The organism is Brevundimonas guildfordensis, from assembly GCF_014836405.1.
Classification (GTDB): Bacteria; Pseudomonadota; Alphaproteobacteria; order Caulobacterales; family Caulobacteraceae; genus Brevundimonas; species Brevundimonas guildfordensis.
The window spans coordinates 252,740-274,362 of the sequence record NZ_JACSQU010000001.1; the positions used below are offsets into that span (position 1 = coordinate 252,740).

The 21,623-nt window shown below is 63.3% G+C and carries 25 protein-coding genes; 16 read left to right on the forward strand and 9 right to left on the reverse strand.

What is annotated here, in order from left to right; genetic code table 11:
- The first annotated feature begins 9 nt into the window (after positions 1-9).
- Together H9656_RS01145 and H9656_RS01150 are read left to right on the forward strand one after the other, a co-directional pair.
- Positions 10-1,122, forward strand: coding sequence for an osmoprotectant NAGGN system M42 family peptidase (locus H9656_RS01145; protein WP_225212177.1), 1,113 nt, complete (start codon positions 10-12; stop codon positions 1,120-1,122).
- A gap of 457 nt (positions 1,123-1,579) precedes the next feature.
- Positions 1,580-2,149, forward strand: a complete 570-nt coding sequence (locus H9656_RS01150; protein WP_191743705.1) for a tyrosine-type recombinase/integrase — start codon at positions 1,580-1,582, stop codon at positions 2,147-2,149.
- A gap of 39 nt (positions 2,150-2,188) precedes the next feature.
- Here the strand turns inward: H9656_RS01150 and H9656_RS14010 are convergent, their stop codons facing one another.
- A complete protein-coding gene (locus H9656_RS14010; RefSeq protein WP_225212178.1) occupies positions 2,189-2,785 on the reverse strand; it encodes an immunity 53 family protein in 597 nt (198 codons plus the stop codon).
- A 414-nt stretch (positions 2,786-3,199) separates the two neighbouring features.
- Between H9656_RS14010 and H9656_RS01160 the strand changes: the two genes are divergently transcribed.
- Positions 3,200-3,730, forward strand: coding sequence for a hypothetical protein (locus H9656_RS01160; protein ID WP_191742478.1), 531 nt, complete (start codon positions 3,200-3,202; stop codon positions 3,728-3,730).
- A gap of 390 nt (positions 3,731-4,120) precedes the next feature.
- Here the strand turns inward: H9656_RS01160 and H9656_RS01165 are convergent, their stop codons facing one another.
- From H9656_RS01165 to H9656_RS01180, 4 genes are all read right to left on the reverse strand, one after another.
- Entirely contained in the window at positions 4,121-4,330 is a 210-nt protein-coding gene (locus H9656_RS01165) for a cold-shock protein (protein ID WP_024354034.1), read from the reverse strand.
- Between the two features lie 324 nt (positions 4,331-4,654).
- Complete coding sequence (locus H9656_RS01170) at positions 4,655-4,960, reverse strand: hypothetical protein (RefSeq protein WP_191742479.1); 306 nt, start codon at positions 4,958-4,960, stop codon at positions 4,655-4,657.
- Positions 4,961-5,152: 192 nt separating this feature from the next.
- Positions 5,153-5,455 (reverse strand): glycoside hydrolase family protein, encoded by a 303-nt coding sequence (locus H9656_RS01175; RefSeq protein ID WP_191742480.1) that lies wholly within the window; start codon positions 5,453-5,455, stop codon positions 5,153-5,155.
- A 700-nt stretch (positions 5,456-6,155) separates the two neighbouring features.
- Positions 6,156-6,392, reverse strand: coding sequence for a hypothetical protein (locus tag H9656_RS01180; protein WP_035302840.1), 237 nt, complete (start codon positions 6,390-6,392; stop codon positions 6,156-6,158).
- An 846-nt stretch (positions 6,393-7,238) separates the two neighbouring features.
- On the opposite strand from H9656_RS01180, the gene H9656_RS01185 reads away from it, so the two are divergent.
- Together H9656_RS01185 and H9656_RS01190 are read left to right on the forward strand one after the other, a co-directional pair.
- Positions 7,239-7,589 (forward strand): hypothetical protein, encoded by a 351-nt coding sequence (locus tag H9656_RS01185; protein WP_024354037.1) that lies wholly within the window; start codon positions 7,239-7,241, stop codon positions 7,587-7,589.
- Between the two features lie 20 nt (positions 7,590-7,609).
- Positions 7,610-8,245 carry a hypothetical protein gene (locus tag H9656_RS01190; protein WP_024354038.1) on the forward strand — a complete coding sequence of 212 codons (636 nt, stop codon included), beginning with the start codon at positions 7,610-7,612 and terminating at the stop codon, positions 8,243-8,245.
- A 705-nt stretch (positions 8,246-8,950) separates the two neighbouring features.
- Here H9656_RS01190 and H9656_RS01195 read toward each other — a convergent pair.
- The gene (locus H9656_RS01195; RefSeq protein ID WP_191742481.1) at positions 8,951-9,151 is read right to left on the reverse strand and encodes a hypothetical protein; all 201 of its coding nucleotides are present in this window, start codon (positions 9,149-9,151) and stop codon (positions 8,951-8,953) included.
- Positions 9,152-9,502: 351 nt separating this feature from the next.
- The gene (locus H9656_RS01200; protein ID WP_191742482.1) at positions 9,503-9,826 is read right to left on the reverse strand and encodes a hypothetical protein; all 324 of its coding nucleotides are present in this window, start codon (positions 9,824-9,826) and stop codon (positions 9,503-9,505) included.
- A gap of 137 nt (positions 9,827-9,963) precedes the next feature.
- On the opposite strand from H9656_RS01200, the gene H9656_RS01205 reads away from it, so the two are divergent.
- From H9656_RS01205 to H9656_RS01230, 6 genes are all read left to right on the forward strand, one after another.
- Entirely contained in the window at positions 9,964-10,197 is a 234-nt protein-coding gene (locus tag H9656_RS01205; RefSeq protein WP_191742483.1) for a hypothetical protein, read from the forward strand.
- Between the two features lie 812 nt (positions 10,198-11,009).
- A complete protein-coding gene (locus H9656_RS01210; RefSeq protein ID WP_191742484.1) occupies positions 11,010-11,615 on the forward strand; it encodes a cysteine hydrolase family protein in 606 nt (201 codons plus the stop codon).
- A 231-nt stretch (positions 11,616-11,846) separates the two neighbouring features.
- On the forward strand, positions 11,847-12,542 hold the full coding sequence (locus H9656_RS01215; RefSeq protein WP_024354042.1) for an MgtC/SapB family protein: 696 nt from the start codon (positions 11,847-11,849) through the stop codon (positions 12,540-12,542).
- Between the two features lie 224 nt (positions 12,543-12,766).
- Complete coding sequence (locus tag H9656_RS01220; protein ID WP_024354043.1) at positions 12,767-13,405, forward strand: DUF421 domain-containing protein; 639 nt, start codon at positions 12,767-12,769, stop codon at positions 13,403-13,405.
- 188 nt (positions 13,406-13,593) lie between these two features.
- Positions 13,594-13,908, forward strand: coding sequence for a hypothetical protein (locus H9656_RS01225; protein WP_024354044.1), 315 nt, complete (start codon positions 13,594-13,596; stop codon positions 13,906-13,908).
- 154 nt (positions 13,909-14,062) lie between these two features.
- The gene (locus tag H9656_RS01230; RefSeq protein ID WP_024354045.1) at positions 14,063-14,359 is read left to right on the forward strand and encodes a hypothetical protein; all 297 of its coding nucleotides are present in this window, start codon (positions 14,063-14,065) and stop codon (positions 14,357-14,359) included.
- Between the two features lie 418 nt (positions 14,360-14,777).
- Here the strand turns inward: H9656_RS01230 and H9656_RS01235 are convergent, their stop codons facing one another.
- Positions 14,778-15,278 (reverse strand): YciE/YciF ferroxidase family protein, encoded by a 501-nt coding sequence (locus H9656_RS01235; protein WP_024354046.1) that lies wholly within the window; start codon positions 15,276-15,278, stop codon positions 14,778-14,780.
- Between the two features lie 1,077 nt (positions 15,279-16,355).
- On the opposite strand from H9656_RS01235, the gene H9656_RS01240 reads away from it, so the two are divergent.
- The 4 genes from H9656_RS01240 to H9656_RS01255 all read left to right on the forward strand — a co-directional run bounded on the left by H9656_RS01240 (position 16,356) and on the right by H9656_RS01255 (position 18,893).
- Positions 16,356-16,877 carry a hypothetical protein gene (locus tag H9656_RS01240; RefSeq protein WP_024354048.1) on the forward strand — a complete coding sequence of 174 codons (522 nt, stop codon included), beginning with the start codon at positions 16,356-16,358 and terminating at the stop codon, positions 16,875-16,877.
- A complete protein-coding gene (locus tag H9656_RS01245) occupies positions 16,867-17,415 on the forward strand; it encodes an SRPBCC family protein (RefSeq protein ID WP_191742485.1) in 549 nt (182 codons plus the stop codon). Before H9656_RS01240 ends, H9656_RS01245 begins: the two co-directional genes overlap by 11 nt.
- 18 nt (positions 17,416-17,433) lie before the next feature.
- Positions 17,434-18,606: a zinc-dependent alcohol dehydrogenase gene (locus tag H9656_RS01250; protein WP_191742486.1), complete on the forward strand. Its 1,173-nt coding sequence runs from the start codon at positions 17,434-17,436 to the stop codon at positions 18,604-18,606.
- Between the two features lie 74 nt (positions 18,607-18,680).
- Positions 18,681-18,893: a hypothetical protein gene (locus tag H9656_RS01255; protein ID WP_024354050.1), complete on the forward strand. Its 213-nt coding sequence runs from the start codon at positions 18,681-18,683 to the stop codon at positions 18,891-18,893.
- Between the two features lie 46 nt (positions 18,894-18,939).
- Here H9656_RS01255 and H9656_RS01260 read toward each other — a convergent pair whose 3' ends face one another.
- The gene (locus H9656_RS01260) at positions 18,940-20,778 is read right to left on the reverse strand and encodes a glycoside hydrolase family 65 protein (protein ID WP_225212179.1); all 1,839 of its coding nucleotides are present in this window, start codon (positions 20,776-20,778) and stop codon (positions 18,940-18,942) included.
- Between H9656_RS01260 and H9656_RS14020 the strand changes: the two genes are divergently transcribed.
- Positions 20,756-21,082: a hypothetical protein gene (locus H9656_RS14020; RefSeq protein WP_225212180.1), complete on the forward strand. Its 327-nt coding sequence runs from the start codon at positions 20,756-20,758 to the stop codon at positions 21,080-21,082. The two genes, H9656_RS01260 and H9656_RS14020, sit on opposite strands and share 23 nt — an antisense overlap.
- Positions 21,083-21,623 lie beyond the last annotated feature (541 nt).

Consider the following 21,623-nt stretch of genomic DNA (forward strand, 5'->3'; position numbering starts at 1 on the left):
GGAGCGACCTTGACCTCACCGAAGATCGACCTCGACTACCTGAACGCCCGTCTGGGAGAACTCCTGAACCTGCCTAGTCCGACAGGCTACACGGACGAAGCCGTCTGGGCCCTGTGCCGAGAACTCGAGCGTTTGGGCCTCGATTACGAACTGACCCGGCGCGGCGCGATCCGGGCGCGTCTGCCGGGGCTCGAAGCCAATCCGGCGCGGGCCATCGTGGCGCATGTCGATACGCTCGGCGCCCAGGTGAAGGCGGTGAAGGACAACGGCCGGCTTGAACTTGTGCCGATCGGCCATTGGTCGTCGCGTTTCGCGGAGGGCGCGCGCTGCACAGTCTTCGCCGAAGGCGGGGGCTATCGCGGGACGATTCTTCCCCTGAAGGCATCCGGACACACCTTCAACGAAGAGGTGGACGACCAACCCGTCAATTGGCGTCAGGTCGAACTGCGCATCGACGCCGTGACACACGGGCGAGCCGACACCCTGGCTCTGGGCGTGGATGTCGGCGACATCGTCGCCATCGACGCCCAGCCCGAGTTTACCGACAGCGGTTTCATCGTCTCGCGCCATCTCGACGACAAGGCGGGCGTGGCCGTCATGCTGGCCGCCCTGGAATGCATGCTGCGCGAGGAACGCACGCCGACGGTCGACACCTGGTGGCTGTTCACGATCGCAGAGGAAGTGGGCGTAGGAGCCTCCTCCGTCCTGGTCCCGGACGTAGCGGCGCTGGTCACAGTGGATAATGGAACCACCGCGCCCGGCCAGAACTCGTCCGAGTTCGGGGTCACCATAGCCATGGCCGACCAAACCGGACCCTTTGACTGGCACCTCTCGCGCAAGCTGGTGCAACTGGCTCGGGACCACGACATACCGCACCAGAAAGACGTGTTCCGCTACTATCGTTCGGATTCCGCCTCGGCCCTTGAATCCGGCGCCGACATCCGCACAGCACTGGTGACGTTCGGCGTGGACGCCAGCCACGGCTATGAGCGTATCCATCAAAACGCTCTGTTCGATCTCGCCCGGCTTTTGATCGCCTATGCCCAGAGCGGGGTGGAGATCGAGCGAGACGCCCGCGCGCTGACCAGCATCCGCGGTTTCACGCATCAGCCCCGCATTTGACGCGGTGAGTTTACCGCACGCGGCAGCGCGCGCGAATACCGCTCTCCCTCTTGCGCTGGTCGTGAACTTACAGGTCCGGTTTCACACTGAGGTCGGACTGGGCGTACCCGCCCCGCTGTGGTCGCCGTATCCCGGCGAGCTGCGAAGTCTGGCCGTAAGCCCCCTAAAGTTCATGCTCTACGTCAAAGATGGTTAGGCGGAGATCATCGTCCGCGGTTTGCGCGGAGCGGAGCGTCCGACTTTCGTCCTCTTGGGCGGTGACGGCAGGTCCACGACCTTATCGCCTGGCCGGACAGCAGGCATTCATCAGGCCTGTGAATGTCGCCTCTCGGACAGGGTGGCAATGTCCGCAACTGGCGCTGAGGAGATCCTGAGAGCGTAGACTGGCAGCTGACAAAGGGTGGCGACCGTAATGGAGGTTGGCTATGCGCCAGTCTGACCTGTTCATTCGACCCTCATTGGTCCCAAGGCGCCGCTGAAGCCGAAGCATATCTGGGCAATTCCACAGCAGTTGAAAGTCGCTAGGAAAGTGCGCGACCTTGCGATGTTCAACTGCGCTCTGGTTTCCAAGCTGCGGGCCTGTGACCTAGTTCGGCTCCGGGTTAGCGATGTGGCGCCCGGCGGCGTGCTTCGCCAGCGCTCGATTGTCATCCAGCAGAAGACCGGAAGGCCTGTTCCTTGCGAGATCACGGAGCCTGCGCGCGACGCCATCGCCGCTTGGCTGACGAGCCGCGGACAGCGCGACGATGACTGGCTGTTTCCGAGCCGCAGCCGACCAGGTCAGCACATTGGCGCCCCTCAGCACGCGCGGCTCGTTGATCGTTGGGTTCAGATGATCGACCTGGAACCGCAGGGTTACGGGACCCACAGCCTCAGGCGGACGAAGGTTGCGCTCGTTTACAAGAAGACGGGCAATCACCGGGCATGTCAGCTCCTGCTCGGCCACAGGAAGCTGGAGAGCACCGTCAGATACCTCGGCATCGAAGTGGACGACGCCCTGGAAATATCAGGACAGATAGATCTGTGACTGGCGACCGGGCCCGAAAGCGGGCCCGGTCGTTGTCGCCTAAGGGAGGTTAGCGGACCTCGCTTGCCAAGCACGAAATACACCGATCAAATCCGGCAGGTTGTGCGGACCACCATATGCTTTGAATTTCTGTTGCTCGACCTTGGCATGCCACCATCCCAAGTCGCCGTCCAAACCCTGTCCCGCTTCCGCCTCGGACATGTTGTGGAAGACAGGCGTGAATGGCCGTTCCGCTAACGATGTATCCGTCAGATCAACCGTGAGGCTCCAGCCCGGATTGTCGAGCGTTTCCACTGTGATCCCGTAGGCGTGTTCCCAGTCTTCATCGCACTGCGAGAAATACCACTGCGTCAGCCATATTAGTGGGTCGGCAGATCCAGTTGGCTCAGGCGCAGACCACTCTGATCGCCGACGGTCGAACAAAGCCCGTTGCGCATTGTTGATGCTGTCCGGCTCTAGATCGACCTCCCGCTTCGAAGGCGGCAACACCCAGCCGGGCTGATCCCTGTCGTAGAACAGAGTGCCATGGATGCCGTTGGCGTCGCGCTTCAGAATAGGGCGCGACCACAACGGCGTAAGTAGCGCCTTCGCTCGATCCTCGCCAAGCCGGTCGAACACGTCTTCAACGACATCCATATCTTGATCAATGCCGGGGAACAGTTCAGCGAACTCTTCGTCCGTGGCTTGGAAGATGCTGAAGGTCGCGTTCCACGCCCCGTCGATGATCTGGATATTTTTCAGGATGGCAGATTAGCAATAGAGACGTCCCGAACGTCGCCTACGGGTTGTAAGCTGCCTTCTCCACTTTGTCCTAAACGAGACGCTGCAAAACAAAAAGCCCCGCCACCCGGCGAAGGCGACGGGGCGCACAGCGCACGACCCAGCTACTCCGCCGCGCCCGTTAACCTGACGAACTGATCACGGCTCTCGACCTCATGGCCGCGTGCGCTGGCGGGAGGGCCTGTAGCGCTTGGATCAGGGCGCGGCACCCCATCTCTACGGATCAGGCGCCTGCGAGCCTTATCGGACAGGCGTCAGGTCAACGGAGACTTGACCGTGCCCCCCCAAACTACCGACCTGGAGCGTCGCGTCCTCGCGCACGAGCGCATCCTTCAGTTCCTTCTCGCCGAGATGGCACGAGAGGACGCCCCCCTGCTGGATCGCCTCCTTGCCGCTTTCTCGCCTCAGGGGCGTAAAGCGCATCAGCATGACTATACTGACGCCGAGGACTACGCAGAGGCGTTCGTCAGGCAGGTTGCGAAGCTGGGCGAAGAAAGGGCCGCGCTAAAGCCGAAGGTGGACTATCCCCCATCGCACAGCATGACGGCCTCTCCGGAAAGACCGACAGAGATTCCAGTCGTCGTGGAGCCGCGAAGTGGCGTTTGGCAGGTGAGGCGATCGACCAAGCACATCGGGGACTATCTCGACCGAAGCGCCGCAGTAGAGACGGCCCTGCAGATCGCCATCGCGGAGTGCCGTCTCGGAGCGAACGTCAAGCTCGTCGTGGAAGGCGTCACAATCTCTGTCAGCAACACCGAACACCCGCCGGGCCTTGAAGATTTGCCATCTGTCGCCAGATAGCGGCCGGCTTCAACCTCTGGAGATGCTTCGATGCGAACTGTCGTAGTGGAACCCATTGGAGATGTCTGGTCTGTTCGCGTGGACGATACCGAGCCCCAGCTGTTTGCGCGGGGGCGGGCGGCCGAGAGCGCCGCAAAAAGGATCGCGGAAACCCTGGCCGCAGCAGGGGACCGCGTCGAGCTTCACCTGTTCTTGCGCAACGGAGAACTGGCTGCGCGTTTCGTATGTCTCCCGCCGATCTCAGATGATGACAGCCCGCTTTTGATGGGCGGCAGCTTGCTCGCGCGACCGCCACTGACACAGGGCGCCGACGTTCCAGCCTAAACGAAGAAAGGCCCGCCCTCCGAAGAGAGCGGGCCTCTGATGGCGCCGGTGAACCGGAGCGTTGGCTTATGCGGCCTGCAGCTGACCTGCCGAGGTCTTGCCGGAGCGCTGATCACGCTCCAGCTCGTACGAAAGCGCTTGGCCTTCGTTCAGCCCGCTGAGGCCAGCCCGCTCAACGGCGGAAATGTGGACAAAGACGTCGCCGCCGCCAGCGTCAGGCGCGATGAAACCGAAACCCTTGGTAGGGTTGAACCATTTAACAATACCAGTAGCCATTTCCATGACCTCCGAAAAAGGTTGCCCTGAGGAAGTCTCCCGAGGGCTGTCGGGTCTAAGGAAACGGAAAATCTCGATGCGTCGCAAAGAAATAGGGCGTTACGCAGAGATATCGACATCCATAGGGTGAACGCCCCCGCCCAAACATGCAAGCTTCAGCTTTGATTATTTATCGCATCGCCGAAATGCATGTCTTTTCCGTGATTTCGAACGAGTCTTATCTTGCCGCCCTTGCGTTTTGTGCGCGCAACCCTATCTACGCTTCGAGCTTCGGCTCATGAGGCCCGTCTGAGTCCCAATGTGGCAGACGGGTTTCTATGCCCGTCAGCCAGGTCGAGGCGGAAGTTCAGGCGGCGGCGGGCAACTCAGTCCCTTCATTCCCAGCTCGCGATGGAACCGGCACAGGCGCCCGACCTGCGCCCATCCTGCTTCACCCCAAGCCTCGACAGCGTTATCGTGCAGCTCGCCGGCGATCCGGCTGTTCAGCACGTCGTCGGGCGGGACCGGCTTAGGCTGGACCCTCAAGTCCTCGACAGGCGGGCGGACTGCGCCCAGCGTCCCGCAACTGGCGACAGCGGCGCCTAAGCTCACGCTCATCAGGCACGCCGTCAGGAAGGGCTTGCGCGGCATGGTCTCTCTCCTCTTGCCGGTCTCGGATGGTGGTGGTGTCGGTCAGGCGTTCGCTGGCGGCTGTTTCCCGCGCGCTGGAGGCCGTTGCCTCGACCTTGGCTTGCTCGGCCGCGTGACGGTCGCGAACGCCGTCGGCGCCCCAGTGCGCGCAATAGACTCCGAAGATCATGAAGGCGGCGAGGACGGCGAAGATCAGCCAGGTGCGAGACGCTTGAGCCGCGGCAGGGCAGCGTGGATCACCCGGTTGTGCGCGCGGGCGTCCTCAATCAGCCAGGCGTCAGCCGTCGCTTCAGTGATGACCTGGCCTTCCTGGATCCCGCGCGCCCGGCCGTAGCTGACCGTCCAAGGGGGCGCCCGAGCGCTTGCCGGTCTTTGCGCGAGGCAAGAGGGGGGCGGGATATAGGCCTTGAGCCTCAGCCCCTCGTCCTTCTTCAGCGCCGCGATCAGCTCCGGGTCAGGATCGCCAGGCGCGTCCGCCGCACAGGGCAGGCCCATAGCTTCGGCCAGGCGTCAATCATCGGCACCCAGTCGGGCTTCAGCTTTCCGCCCGGCGCATGGAGGCGCACGGCGTCGAACAGGGCCTTACGGTCCATGCCGGGGAGGCATCGCAAACGCGTCGGTTGGGTCTTGGAGTCGGTCCTTATCGCCCTGCGCCTGGCGATCTTCGGCGTTCTCTATTGGATTGCGATGGGCTGAAGAGTGCCGCGCCCACGGGCAACCTCAACCAACACTTCTGCGTTCGGACTCGCCTGGAAAGGGGAGTTCAGAATGTTGCAGACACCCGTAATTCAGCGCGCATTCGAGTTGGCAGACAGCGGACGGTGCCGTATTCCTTCAGAAGTCCGAAGGACGCTGCTTAGCGAGGGCTATACCAGCCGGACGTCTTCGGCATCGAGGGCAGAGCAACGCAGTTGCGCGACCGGTGCTGCGAGGCTTTCCAGCAGAGGTCGGCTGAAGGCCGAACGGTTCCGAGGCCTATTCCAACTCGGGTGCGGAAGTGGGCGCCGGGTAATTCTTTTCGTGGAACCTGAACCGCCGATGCTCGCTGGCGTTGCGCTCCCATGTGCATCACCTGTGAGGACCTCATAAAAGAGCGGGACAGGTATGCACGTCTTTCGCACTTGGTCTCAGATGATCGCGCCCGCACGGCGCTGGCTGCGCTCATCGTTGAGCAAGAAGAAGCGATTGCTCGGCTTCACCCAGCTCCAGCCTCCGATTGGTTGCGCCCGAAATAGAAGCCCAGGATCAGCAGCATCCCGTCCTTGAACATGGACGCCACCGGCATGACGGCGTCGGCGTAGCGCTCATCCACCATGTCGCCCGGCCCTGCGATCATCGGCAGGAAGAGCAGGTTGCCGGCCAGGGCGAGGATCGGCGTGGTGCGCGGCAGGTTGATCACCTGCGGCCACCAGCGGGGTGGTTTACGGCTCATGCCACGTCCTCCGAGCGGCGCAAGATGGTTGTTCCAAGTCGCCTCGCCTTAATCCGAACGATGCTGCCGAGTCAGCCCAGAGCAATCCAGTAGAGGACGCCGAAGATCGCCAGGCACAGGGCGATCAGGACCGACTCCAAGACCCAACCGATGCGCTTGCGATGCCTCCCCGGCATATCCAGCCCTCCCGTGAACGCCGGTACCATCTAGCTATAGCGCGCGGCTGTCCAGCGACCGAGCAAATGTGCTGGGCGACGCAGCTGCTCATGGTTGCCACCTTCATCGCCGGCGTGATGAGAAACGCTCCGTTCGACATGGGGTCTAGGTGGCCGGGAGCGCTCGACGAAACCGAGGGTGGATCGGCGGACACTTCCTCATTCAGCCACCCTGACGTCATGACGTGAAATCGTGCTCGACGAGCTGCAGCAGGGAGGCCTCCATGCCTTGCCCCTGGATCAGCGCGCGCATCGTGCTGGAGGTCGGGAAAAGTGCGCTGATCACGGGCGGTGGACACCCTGCACGACCAGGCCGGGCTTGGTGGTGCCGAATGGTGCGTGCCAGCAGCATAATGACGACAACCGGACACTGGAGATCATCATGCTTTGCGGGTTTTAGTTGCGAAATGGATGTCGGGATGCGGAGCCTCATCGGGCAAGCCTTCGCGCGCAACTAAGTTCGCTAGTCGAGGCGCTGCGCAGGGCGCCCGCGCCGTGCCCAGCGGCGGCTGTTGTTGTGCGGGTGGTTGAGCCTTCGGCAAATCATCCGATTAGGCATGAAGTTCTCGGGGGAGAAGGAACGCTTTGAATATCGGAGTCTTCTTCTAGCACCTAACAAAAGGAGAAACCCGTGATCAGAGTTCTTACAGGTCTGGCCGGAGCAGCGCTGTTGCTGGGAGCGTGCGGGGACAACCGGAATGCCGAATCCCCTATCGAAGGGCCGGTGGTTTCTGAGTCCGAAGCGCCTCGCAACCCACCCATAGACACGACACAGAACGCCGACGGGACAATCACGCCCGGTGCGAACTCCTTTACCGAGGCGCAGGCGCGAGCCGCCATTGAAAAACAAGGCTACGTGGAGGTCGGCCCTCTGAGTCAGGACGCAGACGGCGTGTGGACAGCTACCGGCCTCAAGGATGGCGTCCAGTCCAGGGTTTCGGTCGATTACAAAGGCGTCGTCACGGCCGCACCCGCTTCCTAATGGATTTGAAGGAGACTTCCATGGCTACCATAACCAGACTTTATGACACCCACACCGAGGCGATGGACGCAGTATCTGCGCTTGAGGCGGCGGGCTTCGAGGCCGATGTGATCAGTGTCATCTCAAACAACGCTGAAAGTTGGCACGAAGGCCATCGCCATCATGGGCGCACGCCCGGCGATATGAACGGCGACGGCGAGAACGAGGTCGCTGAAGGGGCCGGCAAAGGTGCCGCGACAGGCGGCGCGCTGGGCGTCGGAGCTGGCGTGCTGGCGGGGCTGGGCATGTTGGCGGTGCCGGGCCTCGGTCCTGTAGTGGCCGCTGGTTGGCTGGCTTCGGCCGCCGTGGCCGGTGCAGCGGGAGCGGCCGCGGGTGGTGCGGTTGGCGGCATTCTCGGGGCGCTCAAGGAAGCGGGCCACGATGAGGAGGAAGCCCACGTATACGCCGAAGGGGTGCGCCGCGGAGGAACATTGGTCAGCGTGCGCGTGAATGAAGCGGACCGACCCCGAGCCCAGGCTATCCTCGACGAGCGCCGGGGCTGGGATGCGCGCGCCAGGGGCGCGGCCTACCGTGAGGGGGGCTGGAGCGGGTTTGACCCGGCTGGCGCGCCCTATACTCCCGATCAGATCGCTGCAGAGCGGGCCAGATATCGTTGAGGGGCGGGCGGCGCGAGCTTAATGGCGCCGCCCCAGTCTCTATACTCGACTGGGTGAACGCGGCGTGGCGCGCCACCGGCCGATTCCCGACCCGGAAAGGGCTTGCGGCGCTCGTCGCCGCTCAAATTCGGCAGGCCTGGCTGCCGGGCATAAGAAAACCCGTCAGCCATATTGCGACGGGCCTGTTGGGCCGAAGCTCGGGCTATAGATGGGTTACGCTGTCGGACTACGTCTCGGCCATCCCGACAGTCAAGAAGCCAGATTCGTGCAGGCGGTTAGTCGTTGCACATGGCCCATTCTCCCGGCGGAATAAGCGGCATTCAGTTCCCGAGAGCGGGGGAAGCGCGAAGGCGCTCCGTCCGACGGCCGAGGCCCGCGCCGAAACCTGCATTCCTCACACCGGGACGGCTCGCCCGGGCCGCGGGCTGCTGGCCCCGGAGCGCCACGGCCAGGTTAGCTGTGAGCGTGTTGGGAAGAGAACTTTTGCGACCAGAGGCGCGCGGGGGCGTTTGGGCAGGGAACACGGAGAGGAAGATCATGGCCGGACCGCAGGAACGATATGGACAGCAATCCCACACGGCGACCGACATTGCCGCCGACGACGCCGGTGTGAGCGCGGCTGAACGTTTGGCAAACCGCGGGGGCGACCAGCCCTTGTCAGATGGGGATCGCGCTATGGCGGCCATGGCCAGCCGGCACAACCGGTTAGCCGGTTCGGCCGTAGGCGTCGGTAGCGTCGGCTTTGACCAGGGCGGAGTCTATACCAGCGCGGATGGCGCTGTCGGCGAAGACGAAGAACTCCTGATGGATGGCCAGGAAGAGGTCTTCGCGCGAACTGAGGTCGAGCTTGGCCGAATCGAACACCACGCCGGCGAAGACCGTACCCCCGTTCGAGGCGGGTCGCACGGCGGAGGTTAGGCCTGCGCATATCCACACGGTAAGCGCAGGCAGGTCGATCAGCAGGTCACATCAATAGCGCCGCCCAGAGCGCCCGATCTGGCGCTTCCGTTCTATGATCATACAGCCATGGTATCGTGTACCCGCAAGGCAACTCCAAAGATCGGCAACGGGTCGCAAGGAGCACTTCTCTGCCTGCAAATTGAACCCTCAGAGTAGAGAAAGCCCCGCCATCCAGTGGGGCGACGGGGCGAGGGAGGCGAGGGTAGAGCTCGGACGGATGGGTCGTCAGACTGGTTGACGCCGTCGCCGCCCTTTCCCTCCTGCAAAACGGCTGCCGATGGTGCCGCCGCCGCCCAATTAATTTCTTCCCTGGACGATGTCACGGTTGGCGGCCCGGGTCTTGGGCCCCTGCGAGTCCACAGCCTCGGTCAGGTCGGGCCGGTTCGTATGGTTGGCGCCCTGGTGAACAGCCTCTCCTTCAAGGGCGTCCCCCTCGTCCATGTAATCGGACACCTCGCTGGCAGCTGGCGCGGCGAGCGAACTATCGGCGACGCCCGAGGCCGTATAAGTGCGAGGTTCTTCTTTACGGTCCTGGTCTGTAGGCTGGTCGCGCGGGGCCGCCGGATCGGTCGCGGCGTTCTGGGCGGTCGCGGTAGACGATGACGTGTTCTGATGTGGCATGTCTTGCTCCTTTGTCGCCTTTATCGAAAGACGTGCGACGCTCTCCGTTCCATACCGCTCAGGCTGGGCTGGCTATTCAGGAACCCAGCGGCGCGCCACGACCTTTAACCTGCCTGTTCAGGAGGTCGGTCATGATTGTGAGTTCTCGCGCCACCCTGCGCGATCATGCAGGCGTCGAACTGGTTCGGATTGAGCGGCTTGCCAAGCACCAGCGTGAGATTTCCTTTCGGCTCTCGACCCATCGCAATAACAATCAGCGCCTCATCATGGATGAAGCCGAGGCGCACCGAGCCTTTGCGCGCGAAGTCGCCGCCTCCTTACAAGACCCGGTTGTCCTCGAGCTGATCGAAAGCGGAGCACTGCCAGCCTGAGGCCGGACGAGAATTTACGGCTTGACGGCTACCTGCAAAAGCCATTGGTGGGATTAATCTAGGGCTTTGGGGGATGATTGGTGCAACGCAAATCGACTGGTGAACTGGTTGAGTTAGCGCGGTGCGGAGGCAGCATCACTGTCTATGCAGATACTCGCCCCGTGGACGAACTCATCAGGATCGCAGGCGCCTTGCAGCCGGGCGCAACGCTGACCTTGATGGGCATGGCTATGCGCTCGAACCAAGACCTGTGCAGAATAGCTGAGGTCGCGCCAGGGCGGGTGATGTTCGCCTAGAGCCCGAAGACTAGGAAGACGGACGGCAGTTCCAATCAGCAACCCTGTACCTGCGGGGGAGGGGGAACTGCACACTTCCTGCTAGAAGGATGAATCCGTCCGCGCCAAGCTTCCTGGTAAAGCCGTGTACCGGATGGAGGGGCGCTGGCGGACCGCACCGTCTTGGCAATACAGAGACGCTGTTTGAAATTGACTCACGCATGTAGAGCCTAGCTCGAGAGGGGCCGCCAAAAGAAGACGCCCAGCCACCTGTGCGATGGGGCGCGCTCCGAAGGGCCGTTGCGGGTCGGGAGGCGAAGTCCGCCTACGAGTGGTTATTAGCCATGGTCGTGCCTGGCCATGCCCCGCCTCAGGACCATTTCCGAGATCAGCGAAGGTGGGGACCCCGCTTCGCCAGGGCCTCCTTTCTGACCTCATTATGGGCGGCGTTTTCGTCCAAGTGGCGGTCTAGGCGGCGCCCGAGGGCCCGCTCTCCGGACCACGGGAACGGAAGACGGAGCTTCGGTTTAGAAGGGCATGGCTTCCGGCATTCATTTCGGCCGCATCCCGGCCAACGCGGTCCATCTGTGCGTCGACATGCAACGTCTCTTTGCGGAAGATACGGCCTGGCGCACGCCATGGATGCCGCGCGTCCTGCCCGTCGTCGTGCGTCTGTGCGAGCGTAAGGCCGAGCGCACCTGTTTCACCCGTTTCATCCCCGCGCGCTCGCCGGGCGAGGGGCGGGGAACGTGGCGGCGCTACTGGGAGCGATGGTCGTCGATCACGCTCGACAACCTGGGGGACGACAAGGTGGAGCTGTTGCCCGAGCTTCAGACCTTCACCCCGCCCGCCAGGGTGCTGGACAAGGCGCATTATTCCGCGTGGGTCGATACCGGTTTGGCGAGCGCTCTGGCGGCGGGTGACGTGGACACTCTGGTCGTGACCGGAGCCGAGACCGACATGTGCGTGCTCGCGACCGTGCTCGGAGCGGTGGACCTGGGCTTTCGGGTGGTGGTTGTTGCCGACGCCCTGTGCAGTTCGTCTGACCAGTCGCACGACGCCTTGCTGGGTCTTTATCACGACCGGTTCGGCCAACAGATCGAGACGGCGCAGTGCGACGAAGTTCTGGACGCCTGGGCCTAGGCCTCGCCGCAAAGACTCATCCATGGGAACGCGAGCCGCTTGCCAGGGCATGAAGCTAGATGAACGCCTTGGCTCAACTGGGATTGCGGCGGGCCGAACCGCGGCATCTTCTCACCGCTCCGTGGAGCCGGCCGTCGGCGGATCGGTCTTCGCAGCAAAGCGCTTATAGGCCATCGCAACTCAGCGTCGGCGCGCAGGAACGCCGACGCCCTAAGGACGGGGAGCCGCTTATTGAGCGAAGCGCTATTGATTGACCCGCAGATCATCTGGCCGGTGGTCGGCGCGGTTGTCGCCGGCGCATTGATCGGGCTGGAGCGCGAGTACCGCGCCAGCGCGGCCGGGTTCCGTACGCACATTCTGGTTTCTCTCTCCTCCGCGCTTCTCATGCTGGCCGCGGTGCACCAGGTCCACTGGCTGACCGACACGCCGCCGGATATCATCCGCATCGACCCTGTACGAATGGCCCATGGCATCCTCACAGGCATCGGCTTCCTCTGCGGCGGGGTCATCTTTCGCGAGGGCTTCACCGTGCGCGGGCTAACGACCGCTGCGTCCTTATGGTTCACGTCCGCGCTAGGCATCCTCTTCGGTGTGGGTTTTTTCAGTCTGGGGGCGCTAGGGACCATCGCTACCCTACTGGTCCTTGCAGCGGTCAGCCTGACTGACGCGATCCTTCCCCAGCGACGGTACGCGGAGATCAAGGTGCGCTATCGGGCGGACGCAGCGATCAACATCGCAGCGTTTCGTCTGGCTCTTTCGGAGCACGCATTGAACCCTCGTAAAATCGACTTGGAGACCGACGTTGAGGCCCTGACATTCACTACGATGGTCAGCGGCTATAGGGAGACGAGAGTCGATGCGCTGGCGGCGACGCTGCGGAATGATGAATCCGTCCTCGCTTTCGAGTGCCGCGCCGGATCGCCTTGAGGCCTATGAACCGCCAAATCGACCTGCTTTGCCGACCATCTTGGCCTTGCGCGCCGACCCGATCGCGTGCGGCCAATCCGACGTGGGTCCGCGCCATCCTACTTGCGCGACAAGCGATCCACGAGGGCTCACGTTCTCGCCTGATTGAAGCGTTGGCGCACAGCCAACCAGAATTGACGTGCTGCGTTGTTGAGCTGTCGGTTTAACAACAAGGACGTGACGTGATGAACGAGAGAGCCACAGCAGACGAGAGCGTTCTGCCCGGCCTGGCGCATGTCGCACCAAAGATTCGTTTTCGAAGAGTCGAGGCGGTCGGCGTTTCGATTATCGCCGCCGTGGTTTTTCTGGGCGCTATCGGCTTCATCAAGCCGGAGGAAAGCAGCGGCCTGGATCTGGTCGTGCGGGTCGCCATCATCTTTGTCGCGCTCACCGCCGGCTTCCGCTTTCTCGGCAAGCGTGAGCTGAGCCAGATGTCGCCGTTCGAAATCGTCACGCTGTTGCTTATAGCCGAAATCGTCTCCCCCTCTCTCACCGCCGGTGATGAATCGATCCCGGGGGCTTTGATCGGGGCGGCTACCCTCCTGCTCCTCACCTTCATTGACTCAGTCATGACTTACCGACTGAAGTGGTTTCAGACCGTCAGTGAAGCGCCGCCGGCGATCGTGATCAATAGGGGGCGGCTCGTCGAAGACGTGTTGCACAAGGATCGTGTCAGACCTGACGAAATCCTTTCGGAAATGCGCAAGGCGGGGATCGAGCGCCTGGATATGGTCAAGTGGGGAGTGTTGGAGCCCGATGGCCGGATGTCGTTCGTCCGCTACGACGGCGAAGACACCGGCGCCGAAGAGCCTTTGGTGAGCTAGCATCGCTCATGCAGATTGGCGACGCTTGAGGGGCGAAGTGGCCGTCATGCGGGTGATCGCAACCCTCCTTGTACGCCTGGGGGGCGCTCTGACGGGACCGTTCCTAAAACGCCGCACCAAATGCGGTCTGCTCTGCGGGAACACCCTACCGCCGCTCGCCTTATCTCCTGAGGCGAAAGGAGAGAGCCATGGTCAAGACGCCTCGTAATCCGTCCGAATACCTCAATAATGAGGACGGCGCCCTCACGCCGATCAAAGCCGACGCGGTATCTAGGGGCGACCCAGCAGAGCTGCTCCGCGGCGTAGACCAGGAGAATATCTCAGCCCGTCTGATCACGCCAAGGCCGTCAGACCCGCCCCCTTCTCCGCCAAAGCTGGACGATGACGCCACGCAGATGAAGAAGATCGAGGACGCCGCCGGTACAGAGCCGTCGCCGCCGGGCGTCGCCGAGCCCGAGGGCGCGCGTGAGTTGCCCAGGCCGCCGCTCGCTGATCCTACCTGATGACTACAGCTGACTTGCGCCGCGATCCGCGTGGGCTTGTAGCGTGAAGTGAAAGAGCGCGGGGAGGCGAGAAAAGACGGCTCGAGACTTTACGGTAGCTTTGATCACAGGGCCAGTCGGCGTCGGCTCCGCCCTTGTTTAAATGGAGACGCCCATGGCGGCCAAACTAGATTTCGAACGCTGGATGCAAGGGCTGGGCGTGCCCATGGGCGAGGCAATGCGCGCGACCGGGCCCATCATGGAGAGTCGCCTGTCAGAAAGAGGCGTCTCCTGGACCGAACTAGACGAGAGCCAGGTCATTGCCCTCTTTGTCTCAGCCTTCAGGGAAGACACACCAGCTATTTATCCTCATCGGGATACAGAAGCGCTCAACCAAGCCTTGGATCAGATGCTCGCGAATATCGAAATGGAAACGACGGCGACGGCCGGCAGAAGCGATACGATCAACTGAGGCATAAGCTCAGGGCTTCACCACGCAGTGGAAGCCCGAGCCTGGTGAGCGGCTAATGTCCGGAACTGGACTTGGGCCAGCGTTCAGCAACCTATTAGTTGCCTCTAGAAATCCCGGGATGAAGTAAACTATGGCCAAGGTTGAGCAAACGATGCGGGAGAAAGTCGACTCCTATTTAAAAGATGCGCTAGCTGAGAACAGTGAAACCGCCCGCGCCAAGCTTCTTGGCAAAGCCGTGTATTGAAACAGCGTGGCCGCCAAGCAGCAGACTGAGCCGCCTTTTGCGGACCAAGCGGCGAACGGCCTTCCAACTGCATGAGACTCAAGCAGGTTGCGCCCGAGTGCGAATTGGAGACCTCCAGGAAGCAGAGGCCCGCCCTCTGGGAGAGAGCGGGCCTCCAAGGGAGCGAAGGCGCCCTTAGGCTGCAGATGACAGCGCCTCGGCGTTGACGGCGGTATCGGCAATGCTCGTCAAATCCTCGTCGGTCTGAGACTCTTCCTGCAGGGTCTCGTCTAGCAGAGCGGCGGCGTCCTTCAGATTCAGCACCAGCGCCCAACGCTTCAGTGTGCCGTAGCGGGTGATCTCATAGTGCTCGACCGCTTGGGCCGCGGCTAGAAGCCCGGCATCAAGGGCAGGAGTATCTTTGTACTCCTCCATGATCTCATCGCCTTCAGCCAGAATGCCCTCAATGGCATCGCAGGTCTTTCCGCGCGGGGCCTTGCCGATGATTTCGAACACTTGCTGCAAACGTTCGATTTGGCCTTCCGTCTGCTCCTTGTGCTTCTCGAAAGCAGCTTTCAGTTCAGGCGACTGAGCGGCGCGAGCCATCTTCGGCAACGACTTCAGGATTTTCCGCTCGGCGTAGTAGATGTCTTTGAGCGTGTCGTGAAATAGGTTGTCGAGGGTCTTGTCAGCCATTTGTTCCTCCTGGTTGGCGGAGGAACAAGGCTCCCGACGGAGCCTTGTTCCATATACTAACGCTGGTCTGGCAAACGCGGCGTCGCCCACAGCCGTTCGCCTGGACTGCCGAAGAAATCAGCCCTCCGAAAAAGCGGGTCTCGATAGCGGAAAAAGCTCGGCCGCTTGCAAACCGACCTTTGGCCCCTCCTAGTCGCCTCCGTGAATTATGCCTGAATCCCAAGGTGATAGATGGGTTTATGTGCGGGTCAGGCAGGCTTGGGCGGCAGTTCCGGCGCGCAGTTGCCTGTGGTTGGATCGGGAGGCTGAAACCCGCCCAAGGCAACGCCCCTGCCGCAACCCTAACCGGGAGCGCTGCGTTCAGATTCGCTGACAGGGAGGTTCGGGATGTCGCAAACACCGGTCGTTCAGCGCGCCTTCGGGTTGGCGGACAGCGGACGGTGTCGCATTCCATCTGAAGTGCGGCGGGCCCTACTCAGCGAGGGCTACACGCAATTCGGATGTGTTTGGACTCGAAGGGAAGGCGACGTGGGCACAGCTTAGGCTGAGGTGCGTTAGCGCCCAAGCTGCGCAACGAAAGCGCGCATAGACACTTGGATAGGCATGACTGGACTTGGTGGATACCTGCTTGTGGCGCTCGACGGCTTCTTCAAACGCATGACCGGAAATGAGCGTTTGCTCTAGCTGCCTTCAGACGCCTGCTGTCCCGATCCGCGAAGGCAGTCCGCAGTTCCGCTAGGGTTATCAAAGGCCAGCACCGTAGACTTGTTCGGCCTTCTGTCGCCTTCCCGACAGTGGCGCACGGCCCCGCTGCTCCGGGCTCGGCGGGACCTCGACGCGACCGGAAGGCATGAGGAGGGAAACCAGCGGACGCGCGGCGCGCTTTCTTAGTCACACCCAGGAGCTCATGACCATGCGCCACGTCCCGATCATCGTCTCTTCCGCCGCCGCCGCGCTTCTGTCCCGCTGCAGTCCGCAGGGGGGCGGCGATGCCCCCGTCGCCAAGGCCCAGGACGCTGTTTCAGCTCCAGCCGGTCAGACCTCCGCCGGCCCCATGGGGAGCCTCCAGGCGGCGATATGATCGCCATGGCCCCCAAACTGAAGCTCTTTGAATGGTCGGACGGCTTCCATCGCTTCACGGTAGCTGCCGCCTCCCGGCCCAAGGCCCTCGCCGCCTGGGGCATCCGGCAGGACATCTTCGCGTCCGGCCTCGCCAGGGAAGCGCCCGACGCTGAGGACGCCGAGGCGGCCAGAGCACGACCTGGAGAAGTAATCGAGCGTCGATTGACGGTCGATATCAGCAAGGCCGGCCCCCGTGCATCGCGACCCAGGGCGCGCAAGGGAGGGACCCCCGCCCAACTCCGTAGAGCCCAGCGCCTCGCTGACGAGCTGGAGGCGCTCGATCAGGCCCACGCCGAAAGCGCGGCAGCCGTTCGCGCCGAGATGCAAGGCCTCGAGGCGCGGGCCGCCGAAGAGAAGGCGCGGTTTGACCAGACACGGACCAGGCTTGTTCGAGACCTCGCCATAGCGCGCGAGAAACTAGGATCGGAGGAGGCGTCCGCGCCTCCCCGGAACCAGGAGAGAACCCATGCAGACTGAGCCCAGAAGCACCGACGCAGACATGGCGTCGACAGGATTTCTGAACGACGACGTACATGAGGGGGATCACGCCTCCTCGTCCATCCAGGCCGTCATGATCAACCGGCCCCGATCCGAACTCTACGCCTTCTGGCGGGAGTTCCGGAATCTTCCTCTTTTCATGGCCAATGTGCGGTCGGTCAGCAGCGACGGACGCGACTGGGTCATAGCCGGGCCCGGCGGCATGGATGTCGAACTGGAAACCGAGATCGTCGAAGACCGGCCGGGCGAAAAGATCGCCTGGCGTTCCACGGAGGCGGCGGACGTCGATCACGAGGGCTGGGTCGAGTTCCGCGACAACGCCTTCGGGCGGGGGACCGAGGTCCGGGTCATGATCAGCTATGACCCTCTCGCCGGCGCCGTGGGCAAGCTTGTGGCCAAGGTGATGCAGCGTGAACCGCGCATCCAGGCACGACGCGAACTTCGCCGCTTCAAACAACTGATGGAGACGGGGGAGGTTTCCACTTCCCAGGCTCCCGGCGCCGCTCCCCGCGGCTGATTATCAAGGACATATTTCATGCGCGCACTGACCTGGCACGGCAAACACGATGTTCGGGTGGACACGGTCCCCGATCCGGAGATCGTCAATCCTCGCGACGCCATCATCAAGATCACCGCGACCGCAATCTGCGGCTCGGACCTCCACCTCTATGACAGCGTCATACCCGCTATGCACCGCGGAGACATTCTCGGGCATGAATTCATGGGCGAGGTGGTCGAGGTGGGACGGGGCAGTACGAGCCTTCGGGTCGGGCAGAAGGTGGTGGTCCCCTTCGTCATCGCCTGCGGCCAGTGTTTCTTCTGCGGCAAGGAGCAGTACTCGGCCTGCGACAACTCTAACCCGGCGGACAAGTCCGACGCCTCCGAGGTCGCCTACGGCTATCCCGCGGCCGGGCTGTTCGGTTACTCGCACCTGACCGGCGGTTACGCCGGCGGGCAGGCCGAGTATGCGCGTATTCCCTATTCGGATTTCGGACCCATCGTCGTGCCTGACGGCATCGAAGACGAGCGGGTGCTCTTCCTGTCGGACATCTTCCCCACCGGCTGGATGGCGGCGGAAAACGCCGGGATCGAGCCGGGCGACACGGTGGTGGTCTGGGGATGCGGGCCGGTCGGCCTGTTCACGATCAAGAGCGCCATCCACATGGGCGCGGCGCGGGTGATCGCTATCGACCACCATCCGCGCCGTCTCGCTCTGGCGAAACAGAACGGCGCCGAGGTGCTCAACTATCATGAGGTTAAGGTGCTGGAGGCCCTTAAGGAGATGACGGCGGGCATCGGCCCTGACGCCTGCATCGACGCCGTGGGCATGGAGGCGCACGGTTTTGCCCCCGACAACGTTATCGATGCGGTCAAGCAGGAGACGAAACTGGGCACGGACCGCCAGCACGTGCTGCGCGAGGCTATCATGGCCTGCCGCAAAGGCGGCCGCATCTCCATGCCCGGGGTCTATGGTGGGATTGGCGACAAGCTGCCTATCGGCGCCTTCATGCAGAAGGGACTGACTTTGAAGACGGGGCAGACCCATGTGCAGAAATACCTGCCAAAGCTGCTGGAGCTGGTGATGGATGGTCAGATCGACACGACCGACCTCATCAGCCATCGCCTTCCCCTTGAGGAGGCGGCGACGGCCTACAAGAACTTCCACGACAATCCCAATGAGTGGACCAAGGTCGTCCTCAAGCCTTGATCCAGCCTCAAGGGGGCGCGTCGGCCAGCCGGCTGGGACGCTTAACTAAGGAGGCGGGAGCGAGGAGCGATCAAATGCCCTATCTGGTCACCTATGAAGTCGGCGGGAAGGCGCTCGCCACTTGCGTATCCGACGACCGCGCCGCTCTGCGCCTCGCAACGTCGCTCGAGGCTCAGGGCCTGACAGGCGTGGCCATTCAAGATGGTGGAACTGAAGAAGTGTTTTCGCCCCTGGCCTTCCGCCTTCGATGCGGGCCGGACGCAGGGGAGACCGGGGCCGTCAGCTAGAAGGGGTCTGGCTATGAGCGGCCAGCCAGCGACGCTGCCCTAGCTTTTAGAAAAATGACAGCTCGGCGCGCTCGGCGCCCTGCCGCGCGACAAGGCGCGCCGAACGGCCTCTCACCTGGAGGCGGCCGATTCTGACAGCCTGCCAGCCTGCCGGCAGGGTGACCGGGCGGCGGGCCCAGCTATCCGGCTCGCCGTCGTCCACCACCAGTCCTGTAAGCCCGTAGCAGAGGCCGAGAAGCATGCCGCCGAGGTTGGCGAAGAAGGGACCGGCCGGGGGGCCGTCGGCGTGATCCAGCCGGTATTCGAGGCATTGGTGGAACCGGGGCCGGTCGTAGGCGGCGAAGCCCTCCTCAAACAGCTTGAGCGCCAGGTCTCGGTCCCCGGCCATCGCCGCCCAGACGCAGTAGAGAGCGGGAAGCATCGGCGATCCGACGTAGTCCGGCCAGAGTTTGAGGTAGAAGGCCAGCGTCTTGCGGCTCATCGCGGGCGACGCCGGATAGTCATAGGGAAACAGTCCGGCCAGGGGCGAGGGCGTGGCGCCTTTTTCCTCGCGGCGATCATAGCCGTCATGGGCTGCGATGACCCCGTCGGAGCGCACCGGCAAGTAGAGCTCGGTGAGAACCGCCGTCCAGGCCTTGGGCGCGGTCTTCCGCAGGCGCTCGGCGACCCGCAGGGCGCGCCGCAGGATGTCGGCTCCGGCCATGAGACTGAAGGCGTCGTTGTCCGGAGGCGAAGGGACCTCGGCCGGTCCCATAGAACGGAGAAGCTCAAATCCCCGGCCTGTTCGGCTCACGCGACTTACGAACCAGTCGGCCACCCCGCTGAGAACCGGCCAAGCCTCTTCTTTCAGAAATTTCTGGTCCCCCGTGGCGTCCGCGAAGAGGGAGAAGGCGCGGGCCACATGCAGGGAGACATGATCTTCGTGATGAGCGGCGTCGCCGGCGCCAGGCGCCGCCTCCTGGCCGGTGCCGGGCGCGGCCTCCCAGGGATATTGCAGCCCCTTACGGTTGGAAAGGCGCGCATTGGCCGCCGCAGCAGACCGTCCTCGGCTCCGGAAGGCCAGCATGGCGCGCGCCGCGTCCGGCTGCATGAGGATCAGGGGCGGGACGCAGAAGGCGTCCACATCCCACATCACATGGCCGTAGTAGTAGTGATAGTCCCGCCAGGTCGCGAGACCGAAGATCGAGGTGGAGGCCGGCGAAGCGGGGTGGGCGGAAGCGTTCAGGTAGTAGAAGGCGGCGTCGACAAGCGCCTGATGCCGCGATTTCGCGCCCACAATGACGATCCGACCCTCCCATATCTCCGCCCAGGCCGCGCGGTTGCAGCGTCGCAGGACGTCGAAACCGTCCCGGGAGGCTCGCGCCACACGCCTAACAGCCTCCTCGTCAGGCCGCGCGTGGAGGACGGAGGGGACCATGGCCGCCACTTGCCGGAAACGCGCAGGTCGTCCTGAAGCCAGCCGGATCCCATACTCCGTGCACAGGGGCCCGGCGTCGCACCAGGCCAGGACCTGGCGGCGGGCGGCCGCGGGGGCTTCGGTGACAATGGCCAGGCCGCATTGTCCGAGCGCTTCGGCCGTTTCCCACAGGAGACTGCCGTCGCACGCAGGCTCAGGTTCGCCGGGCGTATCCGTCCGCCGTCGGAGGACCCGTCCGGTCAGTGCGGCGATCGACACGACAGCCCGAAACTTTAGGCTGCAAGGTCCATCGGCCGTGACCCGGACCTCCTGGGCGACGATCGAGGGGGCGGTGCGGCTGGCGAAGGCGACGACCTCCACCGAGAGGCGCCGCGTCCCGACCTGATAGGTGAAGGCGGAATGGAGCTCGGCGTTCGCGAAGTCGTACGATTGGCGGAGATCGTTGATGGCCCAGGGCTGCTCGCTCATCCAGACGATCGTCGATCGCCAGGTCCCCGCACAGAGGATAGGGGGCGGCGGCGGCTTCGATCCCGCGCTCGGGGTGGGCGCCGGCGAGCCCGTTGAGGAGGACCATGCCGGGGAAGAGCGGAACCTCTCGAACCCTCAGGCCGATCAGGCCGTTGCAGAGATAGGCCGGCAGGTCGCCGTCTCGCGGCCCGAAGACGGGCTCTGGATTCAGGGGCGGCGCGGGACGGTCATCCATTCGGTGGACGCTCCGCCGACTTTTTGGGGCCCGTCTCTTTCGACCGCCGTCGATCAGGCGGCCTCTTGAAGATGTCGCCGACTACTGTCGCGTCCGGACCGTCCGGGCCGGCGCGCTGGCGGGACTCGCGGCCCACGCGCAACACGCCCTCGTCGGGTTCATCAGGGGTGGGCTTGCCGCCCGGTGTCGCGGCGTTGCCTGCTCGTCCTCTGGATTGCTCGGGTTTCATAGTCTTGCTCCTGACCGCCCCCGCTAGAAAGACGACCTCCCGGCGGAAATGGTTCCTTTCCACGCTCCACGCCCTGCTTGTGTCGGGCGTCGGTCCCTTGGGCCCCTGCCTGTTAGAGATGTAGCGAAGCGCCGCTTCATCGTGCCCTCTCCAGGCGAAGTAGTGATCGCTAGTGGCCGGGACCGCCCTTCCTTTGAGGAGGTGCTGACATAACCCCGAGATTCTTCGCCAGCCTATTAGGGTCCGGGTGCTCAACATTCGTCTCTCCATCCGTCGTCTGCAAGGCGATGTTTCCAATGGAGTTTTTGTGCGTAGTTCGAAGCTTGTCGTTTCCCCGCCGGTTGGCGAACCCGTTTAGAGAAGAAGAGGTCGCCCGATGCT

Excerpts from the sequence above, each read along its gene's own strand:
- H9656_RS01240 (WP_024354048.1), top strand. The coding sequence starts at position 16,356 with ATGATCGCCATGGCCCCCAAACTGAAGCTCTTTGAATGGTCGGACGGC.
- H9656_RS01225 (WP_024354044.1), top strand. The coding sequence starts at position 13,594 with ATGGTCAAGACGCCTCGTAATCCGTCCGAATACCTCAATAATGAGGAC.
- H9656_RS14010 (WP_225212178.1), bottom strand. The coding sequence starts at position 2,785 with ATGGATGTCGTTGAAGACGTGTTCGACCGGCTTGGCGAGGATCGAGCG.
- H9656_RS01180 (WP_035302840.1), bottom strand. The coding sequence starts at position 6,392 with ATGAGCCGTAAACCACCCCGCTGGTGGCCGCAGGTGATCAACCTGCCG.
- H9656_RS01170 (WP_191742479.1), bottom strand. The coding sequence starts at position 4,960 with ATGCCGCGCAAGCCCTTCCTGACGGCGTGCCTGATGAGCGTGAGCTTA.
- H9656_RS01190 (WP_024354038.1), top strand. The coding sequence starts at position 7,610 with ATGGCTACCATAACCAGACTTTATGACACCCACACCGAGGCGATGGAC.
- H9656_RS01235 (WP_024354046.1), bottom strand. The coding sequence starts at position 15,278 with ATGGCTGACAAGACCCTCGACAACCTATTTCACGACACGCTCAAAGAC.
- H9656_RS01245 (WP_191742485.1), top strand. The coding sequence starts at position 16,867 with ATGCAGACTGAGCCCAGAAGCACCGACGCAGACATGGCGTCGACAGGA.
- H9656_RS01175 (WP_191742480.1), bottom strand. The coding sequence starts at position 5,455 with ATGGGCCTGCCCTGTGCGGCGGACGCGCCTGGCGATCCTGACCCGGAG.
- H9656_RS01260 (WP_225212179.1), bottom strand. The coding sequence starts at position 20,778 with ATGAGCGAGCAGCCCTGGGCCATCAACGATCTCCGCCAATCGTACGAC.
- H9656_RS01200 (WP_191742482.1), bottom strand. The coding sequence starts at position 9,826 with ATGCCACATCAGAACACGTCATCGTCTACCGCGACCGCCCAGAACGCC.
- H9656_RS01230 (WP_024354045.1), top strand. The coding sequence starts at position 14,063 with ATGGCGGCCAAACTAGATTTCGAACGCTGGATGCAAGGGCTGGGCGTG.
- H9656_RS01210 (WP_191742484.1), top strand. The coding sequence starts at position 11,010 with ATGGCTTCCGGCATTCATTTCGGCCGCATCCCGGCCAACGCGGTCCAT.
- H9656_RS01250 (WP_191742486.1), top strand. The coding sequence starts at position 17,434 with ATGCGCGCACTGACCTGGCACGGCAAACACGATGTTCGGGTGGACACG.
- H9656_RS01255 (WP_024354050.1), top strand. The coding sequence starts at position 18,681 with ATGCCCTATCTGGTCACCTATGAAGTCGGCGGGAAGGCGCTCGCCACT.
- H9656_RS14020 (WP_225212180.1), top strand. The coding sequence starts at position 20,756 with ATGGCCCAGGGCTGCTCGCTCATCCAGACGATCGTCGATCGCCAGGTC.
- H9656_RS01220 (WP_024354043.1), top strand. The coding sequence starts at position 12,767 with ATGAACGAGAGAGCCACAGCAGACGAGAGCGTTCTGCCCGGCCTGGCG.
- H9656_RS01165 (WP_024354034.1), bottom strand. The coding sequence starts at position 4,330 with ATGGCTACTGGTATTGTTAAATGGTTCAACCCTACCAAGGGTTTCGGT.